At 69.5% G+C, this 12,621-nt stretch carries 13 protein-coding genes; all 13 read left to right on the top strand.

The genetic code is table 11. The features are described from left to right. Nucleotides 1-25 precede the first annotated feature (25 nt). On the top strand, nucleotides 26-793 hold the full coding sequence (locus VFW66_06130) for a CDP-alcohol phosphatidyltransferase family protein (GenBank protein HEX5386254.1): 768 nt from the start codon (nucleotides 26-28) through the stop codon (nucleotides 791-793). A 3-nt stretch (nucleotides 794-796) separates the two neighbouring features. Further along, nucleotides 797-2,125 carry an inositol-3-phosphate synthase gene (locus VFW66_06125; protein ID HEX5386253.1) on the top strand — a complete coding sequence of 443 codons (1,329 nt, stop codon included), beginning with the start codon at nucleotides 797-799 and terminating at the stop codon, nucleotides 2,123-2,125. Further along, the gene (locus VFW66_06120) at nucleotides 2,122-2,412 is read left to right on the top strand and encodes a hypothetical protein (protein HEX5386252.1); all 291 of its coding nucleotides are present in this window, start codon (nucleotides 2,122-2,124) and stop codon (nucleotides 2,410-2,412) included. The genes VFW66_06125 and VFW66_06120 overlap by 4 nt, the downstream gene beginning before the upstream one ends. A 21-nt stretch (nucleotides 2,413-2,433) precedes the next feature. After that, the gene (locus VFW66_06115) at nucleotides 2,434-4,872 is read left to right on the top strand and encodes a sodium-translocating pyrophosphatase (GenBank protein ID HEX5386251.1); all 2,439 of its coding nucleotides are present in this window, start codon (nucleotides 2,434-2,436) and stop codon (nucleotides 4,870-4,872) included. Between the two features lie 147 nt (nucleotides 4,873-5,019). Continuing rightward, complete coding sequence (locus VFW66_06110) at nucleotides 5,020-6,123, top strand: thiamine pyrophosphate-dependent dehydrogenase E1 component subunit alpha (protein HEX5386250.1); 1,104 nt, start codon at nucleotides 5,020-5,022, stop codon at nucleotides 6,121-6,123. Beyond that, nucleotides 6,116-7,093, top strand: coding sequence for an alpha-ketoacid dehydrogenase subunit beta (locus VFW66_06105; GenBank protein HEX5386249.1), 978 nt, complete (start codon nucleotides 6,116-6,118; stop codon nucleotides 7,091-7,093). The genes VFW66_06110 and VFW66_06105 overlap by 8 nt, the downstream gene beginning before the upstream one ends. A 15-nt stretch (nucleotides 7,094-7,108) precedes the next feature. Beyond that, a complete protein-coding gene (locus VFW66_06100; protein HEX5386248.1) occupies nucleotides 7,109-8,587 on the top strand; it encodes a dihydrolipoamide acetyltransferase family protein in 1,479 nt (492 codons plus the stop codon). A gap of 1 nt (nucleotide 8,588) precedes the next feature. Continuing rightward, entirely contained in the window at nucleotides 8,589-8,885 is a 297-nt protein-coding gene (locus tag VFW66_06095) for a hypothetical protein (GenBank protein HEX5386247.1), read from the top strand. Between the two features lies 1 nt (nucleotide 8,886). Next, nucleotides 8,887-9,153 (top strand): hypothetical protein, encoded by a 267-nt coding sequence (locus VFW66_06090; protein ID HEX5386246.1) that lies wholly within the window; start codon nucleotides 8,887-8,889, stop codon nucleotides 9,151-9,153. Beyond that, entirely contained in the window at nucleotides 9,150-10,007 is an 858-nt protein-coding gene (locus VFW66_06085) for a PHP domain-containing protein (protein ID HEX5386245.1), read from the top strand. Before VFW66_06090 ends, VFW66_06085 begins: the two co-directional genes overlap by 4 nt. After that, the gene (locus VFW66_06080; GenBank protein HEX5386244.1) at nucleotides 10,004-10,732 is read left to right on the top strand and encodes an SDR family oxidoreductase; all 729 of its coding nucleotides are present in this window, start codon (nucleotides 10,004-10,006) and stop codon (nucleotides 10,730-10,732) included. Before VFW66_06085 ends, VFW66_06080 begins: the two co-directional genes overlap by 4 nt. A 2-nt stretch (nucleotides 10,733-10,734) precedes the next feature. Then, a complete protein-coding gene (locus VFW66_06075) occupies nucleotides 10,735-11,466 on the top strand; it encodes an SDR family oxidoreductase (protein HEX5386243.1) in 732 nt (243 codons plus the stop codon). Between the two features lie 186 nt (nucleotides 11,467-11,652). Continuing rightward, nucleotides 11,653-12,621, top strand: a complete 969-nt coding sequence (gene trxB, locus VFW66_06070; protein ID HEX5386242.1) for a thioredoxin-disulfide reductase — start codon at nucleotides 11,653-11,655, stop codon at nucleotides 12,619-12,621.

Here is a 12,621-nt window from a genome sequence, read left to right as displayed (position 1 = left end):
TCTGCCAATTATTGTTTCGCGGCGTTTGGCCGATCGGCCCGGTCACCACCCCGGCTCGGCGAGGAGCGATACGACGCTGAAACCGCTTGAGGCGCTGGAGCGGCCCTACTACGCCGCGCTCCGGCCGGTGGTGGCAGAGCTCGTGCGGCGGGGGGTGCGTCCCAACGCCATCACGACGGTGGGAACGGGCCTCGTACTGGTGTCCGCGGTGGCTTACGCCGCCGGGTCCGTGCGGCTCGGCGGCGCGTTGCTGCTCCTCAGCGGTCTCCTGGATACGCTCGACGGCCAGGTGGCCCGGGGCGGAGCGATGGTGACGAAGTTCGGCGCCTTCTACGACTCCACCCTGGACCGCATCGGCGACGGCGCCACGTTCACCGGCATCGGCGCCTATCTCCTGCTCGCGCCCGACGTGGCGTGGCGGGTGCCGGCCGCGATCGTGTGCATGGTGGCCATCCTGAGCTCGCTGCTCGTGAGCTACGCGCGGGCGCGCGCCGAGGGGCTCGGCCTCGAGTGCAAGGTGGGGATCGCCCAGCGCGCCGAGCGGATCGTGGGCCTGGGTGGGTTATCGCTCATCGTGGGCGCAGGACCGCGCGCCCTGGTGCTCGAGGCGGTCGTGACGCTGCTCGCGGCATTTTCGATCGTGACCGTCGTGCAGCGCTTCCTGTACGTATACCGGCAGGCGGAAGGCGCGAGCCCGCACGGGATGGAACCCGAGGCAACCGCGGCGGACGGTGGTCCGCGCAAGCGTGAGACGCCGGCTCGCCCGCTCGACTCTTTTGCGAAAGGATCATGATTCGTGGCAGACCCGAAGCCCCGGCCGATTGCGCCGGCCCAGGGAAGGCTTGGTGTGCTGTGCGTGGGGCTCGGGGCGGTGGCCTCGACGTTCATCGCGGGCGTGGAGAACATTCGGCGCGGCCGCGCGCGCCCCATCGGCTCGCTCACCCAGATGGGCACCATCCGCCTGGGCAAGCGCACCGAGGCGCGCGCGCCGCTCATCCGCGACTTCATCCCGCTGGCCGCGCTCGACTCGCTGGTATTCGGCGCCTGGGATCCGGTTCCCGACAATGCGTATCAGTCGGCGCTGCATTGCGGCGTGCTCGACCGCCATGACCACATCGAGCCCATCGCTGACTTCCTCACGAGCATCGCTCCGATGCCGGCGGCCTTCGATCAGGCGTACGTAAAGCGCCTCGCCGGCACCAACGTGAAGCGCGGCAAGTCGAAGCGCGACCTGGCCGAGCAGCTCCGAAGCGACATCCGCGAGTTCAAGCGCCATGAAAAATGCGACCGGCTGGTGGTCGTCTGGTGCGCCTCGACCGAGGTTTTCATCAGCCCCGGCCCCGCGCACCAGAGCCTCCAGGCGTTCGAGCGCGCCATGGCGGCCGACGATCCGACGATCGCACCCTCGATGCTTTACGCCTGGGCCGCGCTCATGGAAGGCGTGCCCTTTGCCAACGGCGCGCCGAACCTCACCTGCGATTTTCCCGCGATGGTCGAGCTGGCCCAGTCCCAGGGCATTGCGATCGGCGGCAAGGATTTCAAGACCGGGCAGACCATGGTGAAGACCGTCCTCTCGCCCATGCTCAAGGCGCGGATGCTCGGTGTAGCGGGCTGGTACTCCACCAACATTCTCGGGAATCGCGACGGCGAAGTGCTCGACGATCCGGAGAGCTTCAAGACCAAGGAAGAATCGAAGCTTGGCGTCCTGGAGTACATCCTCCAGCCGAAGCTCTATCCCGAGCTGTACGGCCAGCTCTACCACAAGGTGCGGATCAACTATTATCCGCCCCGCGGCGACAACAAGGAGGGCTGGGACAACATCGACATCTTCGGATGGCTGGGCTATCCGATGCAGATCAAGGTGGACTTCCTCTGCCGCGATTCGATCCTGGCCGCACCGCTGGTGCTCGATCTCGCGCTCTTCTTCGACCTGGCGCAGCGCGCCGGCCTCACCGGCATTCAGGAATGGCTTTCGTTCTACTTCAAGAGTCCTCAGAGCGCTCCGGGCCTCTACCCGGAGCACGACCTCTTCATCCAGCAGACCAAGCTCAAGAACACGCTGCGCTGGCTCATGGGGGAGGAGCAGATCACGCACCTCGGCGTGGAGTACTACCAGGGCGCGTGAAGTACTTCCACCGCACCACGCTGGCGCCGGATCCCGTGCTCGCGCGCGCCACGACGTTCTTCGGCGCACGGCTCGCCCCGGTGGAAGAGGGGGCGCGGCTGCGCCGGTTCGCCGGGGCGATCGGGCAGGTGGCCGTGCGTGTGGAGGCCGAGGGCGGCCACTACACGCGGGTGACGGTGGAGACCGACCAGGTGGGCGAGAGCGAGGCCGACAAGCTGGCCAAGCAATTTCTCACCGTGGTACACACGATGGCTGAACCGGGTCACGCGCCGCGCGGCGCCTACTAGTATGCGAGGAGAATTTCGACGATGAATGGGTTGAACGTGCTCTTGACGCACGCGGCAGCACTGCAGACACCGGGCGGCCATGGCGGTGGCGGTGAAGCGAACCTGGTCGTGCCGGACCTCGACCGGGTGCAGTTCCTCTGGGGTGTGGGCGGCCACCGGCTGTTGCTCTCCGGGCTCGTCATCTGCGCCCTGGGCCTGCTCTTCGGGCTCGTGATCTACAGCCGGCTCAAACGGCTGCCGGTGCACGAGTCGATGCGCGAGGTCTCCGAGCTCATCTACGCGACGTGCAAGACCTATCTCGTGACCCAGGGCAAGTTCCTGCTGCTGCTCTGGGTGTTTATCGGCGCGATTGCGGCCGTCTACTTCGGGGCGCTCGCCGAGGCGGCCGACCCGGTGACCGGGGCCATGGTGCGCGGGTTCCCGCCGGTCAAGGTGGCCGTGATCCTGCTCTTCAGCCTCATCGGCATCGCGGGAAGCTACTCGGTGGCCTGGTTCGGCATCCGGGTGAATACCTTCGCCAACTCGCGGACGGCCTTCGCGAGCCTCCGGGGCAAGCCGTACCCCTGCTACCAGATCCCGCTCAGCGCCGGGATGAGCATTGGCATGCTACTCATCTGCGTCGAGCTGGTGATGATGCTCATCATCCTGCTGTTCGTGCCGGGCGACTACTCCGGTCCCTGCTTCATCGGCTTCGCTATCGGCGAGTCGCTGGGCGCGGCGGCGCTCCGCATCGCGGGCGGCATCTTCACCAAGATCGCCGACATCGGCTCCGACCTGATGAAGATCGTCTTCAACATCAAGGAAGACGACGCGCGGAACCCCGGCGTCATCGCCGATTGCACCGGCGACAACGCCGGCGACTCGGTGGGCCCCTCCGCCGACGGGTTCGAGACCTACGGTGTGACGGGCGTGGCGCTCATCGCGTTCATCCTGCTCGCGGTGCACGACCCGGCGGTGCAGGTGCAGCTCCTGGTCTGGATCTTCGTGATGCGCATCGTGATGATCATCACGAGCGGCGTATCTTACCTCGCGAACGAGGCGATCCAGCACGCCCGCTACGCCGACGCGGGCCAGATGAACTTCGAATCGCCGCTCACCTTCCTCGTGTGGCTCACCTCGTTCGTGTCGGTGGCGCTCACCTACCTGGTGTCCTGGCTGCTCATCCCGGACCTGGGCGACGGCACGCTCTGGTGGAAGCTCTCGACGGTCATCACCTGCGGCACGCTCGCGGGCGCCATCATTCCGGAGCTGGTCAAGGCGTTCACCTCCACCGAATCGCGGCACACCCGCGAGGTGGTCATCAGCTCGCGGGAGGGCGGCGCCTCGCTCAACATTCTGTCGGGCCTGGTCGCCGGCAACTTCAGCGCCTTCTGGCTCGGGCTCACCATCATGCTGCTGATGGCCATCGGCTACGCGATCAGCACGTACGGGCTCGGCGCCCTCATGGTGGCGCCCGCAGTGTTCGCCTTCGGTCTCGTGGCGTTCGGCTTCCTCGGCATGGGGCCTGTGACGATCGCGGTGGACTCGTACGGGCCGGTCACCGACAACGCCCAGTCGATTTTCGAGCTCTCGCTCATCGAACAGGTGCCGGGCATCAAGGCCGAGCTCAAGCGGGACTACGGCTTCGAGCCGGACTTCGAGCACGCCAAACACCTGCTCGAGGAAAATGACGGGGCGGGGAACACGTTCAAGGCCACGGCCAAGCCCGTGCTTATCGGCACCGCCGTCGTTGGGGCCACGACGATGATCTTCTCGATCATCGTGGCGCTCACCAACGGGCTTACGGCCAACGTCGAGAACCTCTCGCTGCTCCATCCGCCGTTCCTGCTCGGCCTCATCACCGGCGGCGCGGTGATCTACTGGTTCACCGGCGCCTCAATCCAGGCGGTGACCACCGGCGCGTACCGCGCCGTGGAGTTCATCAAGGCCAACATCAAGCTCGAGGGCGTCACCAAGGCGTCGGTGGAGGACAGCAAGAAGGTGGTGGAGATCTGCACCCGTTACGCGCAGAAGGGCATGTTCAACATCTTCCTGATGGTCTTCTTCGCGACACTCGCGTTCGCGTTCGTCGAGCCGTACTTTTTCATCGGCTATCTCATCTCGATCGCGCTGTTCGGGCTGTATCAGGCGGTCTTCATGGCCAACGCCGGCGGCGCGTGGGACAACGCGAAGAAGATCGTCGAGGTCGAGCTCAAGCAGAAAGGCACCGCCCTGCACGCCGCGACCGTGGTGGGCGACACCGTGGGCGATCCGTTCAAGGATACGTCGTCGGTGGCACTCAACCCGATCATCAAGTTCACCACGCTCTTCGGCCTGCTCACGGTCGAGCTGGCCGTGTCGCTCACGGCGGATAAGGGCGCCGGATTGAGCCGGTTCCTGGCCGCGGTGTTCCTGCTCGTCTCGCTCTACTTCGTCTACCGCACGTTCTACGGTATGCGCATCGAATCGGAGAAGGCGTAAGGCGCGCGAGTCCGCCGCGGCAGTCGCGCCGCGGCGGACTCCGCGTGCGGTATTCGGCCGCGCGGCCCGCGCGCGGTTCCCTTGACTCTCCCCGCAGGCCGGCCGATCTTCCTGCCCGGATCGAGACTTCCTACCTCCGGGCCCCGCATGGCTGCCACCAGCGCGATCACGCCGTCCTCACCTGCGCTCGGCCAACTTACGCGGGAGCAACTCCTCGAGCTCTACTACTACATGCGGCTCACCCGCTCGCTCGAGGAGCGGCTGGTGGCGCTCTATCGCCAGACCAAGGTCGTGGGCGGCCTGTTCCGCTCGCTCGGCCAGGAAGCGTGCGCTGTCGGCGGCGCCTACGCGCTCCGGCGCGAGGACATGCTCGCGCCGCTCATCCGGAATCTCGGCTCGATGCTCGTGAAGGGCGCCACGCCGGGGGAGGTGCTCCGGCAGTACATGGCCCGCGGTGATAGCCCGACGCGCGGCCGCGAGCTCAACATCCACTTCGGCGACGTGGTCGACCGCAACTTCATCGGCCAGATCTCGCATCTGGGCGACATGGTGCCGGTCATGGCCGGCGTCACGCTCGCGTTCAAGCTCCGGCGCGAGCAGCGCGTGGGGCTCGTGTACGTGGGCGACGGCGCCACCAGCACGGGCGCGTTTCATGAAGGCATCAACTTCGCCGCGGTGCAGCGCTGCCCGCTCGTCGTGATCGTCGAGAACAATGGCTACGCGTATTCCACACCCACGCACCGCCAGTGCGCGGCCGAGCGGCTGGTGGACAAGGCTGCGGGCTACGGCGTCGCCGGCGCCACGGCGGACGGCAACGACGTGCTCGAGGTCTATCGAGTGGTGCACGACGCGGTCGAGCGGGCGCGCGCCGGCGGCGGCGTATCGCTGGTCGAGCTCATGACCTACCGGCGCAAGGGCCACGCGGAGCACGATAACCAGTCGTACGTGCCGCCCGGCGAGATCGAGCGCTGGGCCGCGACCAACGATCCGCTGGACCGCTACGTTGCCGCGCTCACCGGGACGTACGGCGTGGACGCGGCGGCGCTCGAGGCGCTGGACGCGAGCGTGCGCGACGCAATTGATCGCGCCACCGACGAAGTCGAGGCCGCGCCCATGCCGGAGCCGGGCGACGCACTGCGCGGCGTCTACGCGGAGCCGCCGTCCGCGCCGGTGCTCTGGTACCGCGCCGGCCATGCGCGCGCCGTCGACGACAACGAGCGCGCCCGCGGCTGGGGAACCGTCGATGGCTGAGGTCACCTACCTCGAGGCCATTCGCCAGGCGCTCAGCGAGGAGATGGAGCGCGACGCGGACGTCTTCTGCCTGGGCGAGGACATCGGCGCCTACGGTGGCGCATTCAAGGCGACGGAGGGCCTGCGCGAGCGCTTCGGCCCCGACCGCATGATCGACACGCCGGTGAGCGAGGCGGGCTTCGTCGGCGCCGCGGCGGGCGCGGCGCACATGGGGATGCGGCCGGTGGTCGAAATGCAGTTCATCGACTTCATCTCCTGCGCCTACGACATGCTGACCAACTACGTCGCCACGGCGCGGTACCGCGCGTTCCTGCCGTGCCCCATGGTGGTGCGCGGCCCGGCCGGCGGCTACGTGCGCGGCGGCCCGTTTCACTCGCAGAACCCGGAAGCCGCCTTCCTGCACACGCCCGGGCTCAAGGTGGTCTATCCCGCGACCGCGAGCGACGCGAAAGGTCTGCTCAAGTCGGCCATTCGCGACGACGATTGCGTGCTCTTCTTCGAGCACAAGTATCTGTACCGGCGCATCAAGGAAACGCTGCCGGACGGCGACCATGTGGTGCCCATCGGGCGCGCGCGGCTGGCGCGCGAGGGGCGCGACCTCTCGATCGTCACCTACGCGGCCACCGTGTGGAAGGCGCTCGAGGCGGCGGAGGCGCTCGAGCGCGAGGACGGGCTTTCGGTCGAGGTGCTCGACCTGCGCTCGCTGGCACCGCTCGACGACGAGGCGATCGTCGCGACCGTGAAGAAGACCAACCGGGTGCTTATCGTCCATGAGGATACCCTGACCGGCGGCATCGCCGGCGAGATCACCGCGCGGATCAGCGAGCAGGCGTTCGAGTGGCTCGACGCTCCGGTGCGGCGGGTCGCGGCGCATGATGTGCCGCTGCCGTACGCGCCGGCGCTCGAGGACTTCGTGCTGCCGCAGACGAGCGACATCGTGCGCGCGGCGCGGTGGGTGGCGGAATACTAGGCGGAGAAATCAGTCATGGCTCTCATTGACGTCGTCATGCCGCAGATGGGCGAATCCATTGCCGAAGGGACCCTCTCTCGCTGGCTCAAGAAGGTGGGCGATCCGGTGAAACGGGACGAGCCCATCTTCGAGATCTCCACCGACAAGGTGGACGCGGAGATCCCGGCGCCGAACGCCGGCGTGCTCGCCGAGATTCTGGTGCAGGAAGGCGAGACGGTCGCGGTGCAGACGCTGGTGGCGCGGATCGACACCGAGGCAGGCGCGGCGCAGGCGACAGCGGCGCCGGCAGCCGCCCCGGCCGCTGCGCCGCCCGTTCCGCCGGCGGCCCCTGCCGCCTCGCCTCTGGCTGCAGCCGCAGCACCGAGCCCGCCGCCCGCACCGGTGGCGCCCGCGGCATCGACCCCGCCCACGCCGACACCAAAATCCATGGCGCCGCCACCCGCCGCGCCAACGCCTCCGCCTACTACGCGTGCCGCCGCCTCGGGTGCCGCATCCTCCGGTTCCCCCAACGGGGGCGCGGAGACGGCGGAGGAACGGCTCCGGCGCAAGTCGACGCCGCTCGTCCGCCGGATGGCGGCGGAGCACAACGTCGATCTCGCGCGCATCCCCGGCAGCGGGCACGCGGGCCGGGTGACGCGCGACGATGTGCTGGGCTATCTCGAGGCGGCGGAAGGCCGCGCGCCGGCCGCCGCAGCCGCGGGGGCGCCCGCCGCGCCCTCAACTCGGCCCGCGCCGGCCGCCGCGGCGGCCGCGCCCGCTCCGGCGCCCGCGATCCCCGGCGTCGATCCCTGGCCCGGCGATCGGGTCGAACCGTGGTCGCGCATCCGGCGGCTCACGGCCGAGCACATGGTGATGTCGCGGCGCGTGTCGCCGCACGTGAACACGATCTTCGAGGTCGACTACACCCACGTTGCTGACATTCGCGGGCGCCGGAAGCAGGAGTTCGCCGAGCGGGGCGTCAATCTTACGTTCCTCGCGTTCATCGCGAAGGCGGTGGCATCGAGTCTCCGCACGCACCCCGTGATCAACGCCGCCGTCGGCGCCGATGCCACCATCTTCCGCCGGGACATCAATCTCGGCATCGCCGTAGCGCTCGACTGGGGCCTCATCGTGCCGGTCATTCGTAACGCCGACGAGCTGGCGCTGGCCGGCATCGCCCGCGCCATCAACGATCTCGGCGAGCGGGCCCGCACCAAGCGCCTCACGCCCGATGAAGTCCAGAAGGGCACCTTCACCATCACCAACCCCGGCGTGTTCGGCTCGGTGATCGGCACGCCGATCATCAACCAACCGCAGGCCGCCATCCTTTGCGTCGGCAGCATCGGCAAGCAGCCCGCCGTGCTCACGGTGGACGGGACCGACACCCTCGCGGTGCGCCTCCGCGGATTCCTTTCGCTCGCCTTCGATCACCGCATCGTGGACGGCGCCGACGCCGATCGCTTCATGGCGGAGGTGAAGCGCGCGCTCGAGGCGTTCCCGGAGGGAGCGGACTGAGATGGCGCGCACCCTCACGGTAGCGCGCGCGGCGGTGAGCCCCGCGGCCGAGGCCGAGTATCTGCGGACGATCGCCGAGCTGGCCCGAGTGGCCGAGCCGCGCGGCCGGCGGCTCTGGCTCTTCCGCTCGGCGGAACGGCCCGATCTCTTCCTCGAATGCAGCGAGAGCGCCAATGCCGCGACACACCGCGCCGTCGCCACGCTGCCCGACGATGAGGCGCGGCTCGAAGCCCGACTCGGCCGCCTCGCGGCCTACGGCCCCGACGCGCGCGAGCGCTGGCTCGAGGTCCGGGTCTGACATGCCACGGCGAATCATCGAAGTCGACGGCGCTGAGTGGCAAGTCGCCGTGAGCGGACGAACCACCCAGTACGTGAAGGACGAGTTCGGGCTCATCTTCTCGCGTGGGGCGGGCCCGGCGCGAGAACGGCGGGTTACGCGCTACTCGCCACGCGGCGCCAAGAGCCGCGACCGTTCGCTCGCCGAACTCACCGATGACGAGCTCCGTGCGCTCTGGCGCCGGTCCCAGCCGGCGTGGACCGCGCCCGAGACTGGATACGGCGCGTGAGCGAGCCGCAAGATCTGCCCGGATCCATCGTCGACCTCCACGTCCACTCCACCGCGTCGGACGGCGAGCTCACGCCCCAGGCGGTCGTGGCGCGCGCGGCCGGCGCCGGCCTCGCGGCGATGGCGCTCACCGATCACGACACCGTGGCCGGCGTGCCCGTCGCGGAAGCCGAAGGCGCGCGGCTCGGCGTGCGCGTCGTAGGTGGGTGCGAGTTTTCCGTTGCGGCGCCCTGGGGCGAGATGCATGTCCTCGGCTACTTCCTGCCAGCCGACTCGCCGGAGCTCGAGGCCTTTCTCGTCCGCTGCCGCGCCGACCGCGCGCGGCGCGGCCGCGCCATGGTGGACAAGCTGCACCGCGCCGGCGTCGTCGTGAGCGAGGCCGACGTGCTCGCCGAAGCGGACGGCGGCGCGGTCGGGCGGCCGCATGTGGCACGCGCGCTGGTGCGGCGCGGGCAAGTCGCTTCGGTCGGCGACGCCTTCGACCGCTACCTCGCGCGCGGCCGTCCTGCCTTCGTCGAGAAGACGCTACCGGCCTTTGCCGAGGTCGCAACGCTGGTGCATTCGGTCGGTGGCGTCGTCTCGGCCGCGCACCTCAAGGACCGCGCGAATCGATCCTTCCTGGCGCGGCTCCGGGCGGCGGGCCTCGATGCCGTGGAGACCCGCCACCCGAGCCACGATGGCGAGCAGCGCGCGCGCATTACCGACTTGGCACTCGAGCTCGGTCTCCTGCGCACGGGCGGCAGCGACTGGCATGGCGATCCGGCCGGCGACGAGACGCACGGCGCGCTCGGTTCTCAGCAGGTGCCGCTCGAATGGCTCGGGCGCCTCGAGGCGGCCCGCCCCGCGCGGCGATGACGGCGCCGGCCACACCCGACTTCCGCGACCGCGTGGCGCTCGTCACCGGCGTTGGCCGCGCGGGCCAGATCGGCCACGCCGTGGCGCTGGCGCTCGGCCGCGCCGGCGCGCGGCTCGTGGCCGCCGACCTCAACGCCGTGGGCGTGGCCGAGCGCGTGCGCGAATTCGCGGCGCTCGGCATCGAGGCACGCCCCGCCGCCGGTGATCTCACCATCCCCGACATCACCGAGCTGGCCATCGAAACCGCCATGCGCGCGTACGGCCGGCTCGACACGGTCGTGAACGTCGCAGGCGGGCTCACCACCTACGGCCCGCTCAGTAACCTCGGCCCCCGCGACTTCGACCGCGAGATGGCGATCAACGTGAAGACAACAGTGCTCGTCTCGCGAGCCGCCATCGGCGCCCTCTCGGCCGCGCGCGGCTCGATCGTCAACTTCGCGTCGATGGCCGTGCTCGAGCCGCAGAGTCCGATGGCGGTGTACTCGGCCGCCAAGGCGGCCGTCGCCGGTTTCACCCGGAGCCTCGCGCTGGAGCTCGCCGGTGCCGGCGTGCGGGTGAACGCGGTGGCGCCCGGCATGGTACGCACCGGCGACAACGTCGCGAGCGTCGGCACGGAGGGCCCTTACGTCGAGCTGGACGACATCTGCCGCGGCGTCCTGAGCCTGGCGGACCCCGCCTCAAGCATCACCGGCCAGATCCTGCCCATCCGGCCGCGCGGAGCCTGAGCGTGGAGCTACGCGGCCGCGTCGCGCTCGTGACCGGCGCCGGGCGCCGCCTCGGCCGCGCCATCGCCGCGGCGCTCGCCGAGCGCGGCATGCAGCTCGCGCTCCATCATCACGCATCAGCCGCAGGTGCGGCCGCACTTCGATCGGACATCGAATCCGCCGGCGGCGTCGCCGACTGCTTCGCGGCCGATCTCACCGACGCCGCCGCGGCGCGCGCGCTCCCGGATCGGGTCGCGGCGCGATTCGGCCGGCTCGACGTGCTGGTGAACTCGGCGGCCGTGATGCATCGGCTCCGCTTCGAGGAGACGAGCGTGGAGCGCTGGAACGAGATTCTCGACCTCAACCTGCGCGCGGTGTTCTTCTGCTCGCAGGGCGCGGCGCCACACCTCCGCGCGCAGCGTGGCCGCATCGTCAACCTCGCGGATGTGGCGGGCCTCGAGCCCTGGCCCGGCTTTGCCGCGCACTCGATCAGCAAGGCGGGTGTCGTCATGCTCACAAAGGTGCTGGCGCTGAGCCTCGCCCCGGACGTAACGGTGAACGCCGTGGCGCCCGGAGCCGTGCTCGTCCCGGAACACTACGACGCCGAGGCCCGCCAGCAGCTCGTCCGCACCACGCCGCTCGCGCGCCTCGGCACGCCGGAGGACGCGGTGGGTGCCGTGCTCTATCTCCTCGAGGCCGGCGATTTCGTGACCGGCACGACCCTCGTCGTCGATGGCGGCCGCGCGGTCCGCTGATCCCGCCGCTTTCGGCGATATCGTCATCGCGGGCGGGTACCTCGCGGCCGCGCCCGCGGAGCACGCGGCCGATGCGCGGCGGTCCGCAATCGGTAGGGCCCTGAGCCGGCGCGGAGGAACCTCCCCCGGTTCTATATTTGGTCAGCGGCGGCCCGTGCCGCCGCGACGGATTTCTCCGAGGATGTCATGCCGGAACGCTACGAGTTCGAGGTCATCATCGTCGGCGGCGGCCCTGCCGGGCTCTGCGCCGCCATGTATGCGGGGCGGGGCATGCTGCGCACCGTCCTCATCGAGCGCGGCGTGCCCGGCGGCGAGCTGCTCAACACCGAATGGATCGAGGACTATCCCGGCTTCCTCAAAATCAAGGGTCGCGAGCTGGCGCAGCTCATGACCGACCACGCGAAGGCGTTCGGTGCGGACATCCGGCAGGACAACGTCGAATCGATCCTGCGGCGCAACGACGGCACATTCGAGGTCGCGACCTCGCGCGGCCACGTCTACGAAGCGCCCGCCGTGATCCTCACCGCCGGGGGTACGCCGCACAAGCTCGGCGTACCGGGCGAGCTGGAGTATGCAGGGCGCGGCGTCTCCTACTGCGCGGTGTGCGATGGCGCGTTCTTCAAGGGTGAAACGCTCGCCGTCGTGGGCGGCGGCGACGCGGCGGTGGAGGAGGCCGACTATCTCACGCGATACGCCGAGAAGGTCTACGTGATTCACCGGCGCGGCGAATTTCGCGCATCGAAGCTTCTCCAGGAGCGGCTGTCCGCAAACCCGAAGATCGAGGTGCTCTGGAACAGGCGCGTGCTCGAGCTCGTCGGCGATTCGGCGGGCCTCACGAGCATCGCGCTCGAGGACACGGTGACCGGGGAGCGCTCATCGCTCGCGGCCACCGGCTGCTTCATCTTCATCGGATTCCAGCCGAACACCGGTCTGGTGCGCGAGCACTTCGCCCACGATCCGAGCGGCTACATGATCACCGACGAGCGGATGATGAGCTCGATTCCCGGCCTCTTCGCCGCGGGCGACCTTCGGGTGCAGCTCACCCGGCAGATCACCACCGCCGTGGGCGATGCCACCACCGCGGCAATTGCCGTCGAGAAATTCCTCACGGACCGGAAAGCCCGGGCGGAGCGCAAGGCGGCGGTCGAGGTTTGA

The sequence above is a fragment of the Gemmatimonadales bacterium genome (genome assembly GCA_036279355.1).
In the GTDB taxonomy this organism is placed as follows: Bacteria; Gemmatimonadota; Gemmatimonadetes; order Gemmatimonadales; family GWC2-71-9; genus DASQPE01.
Note: the sequence above shows the minus strand (reverse complement) of the source record. Positions and strands in the feature narration are given on the sequence as shown.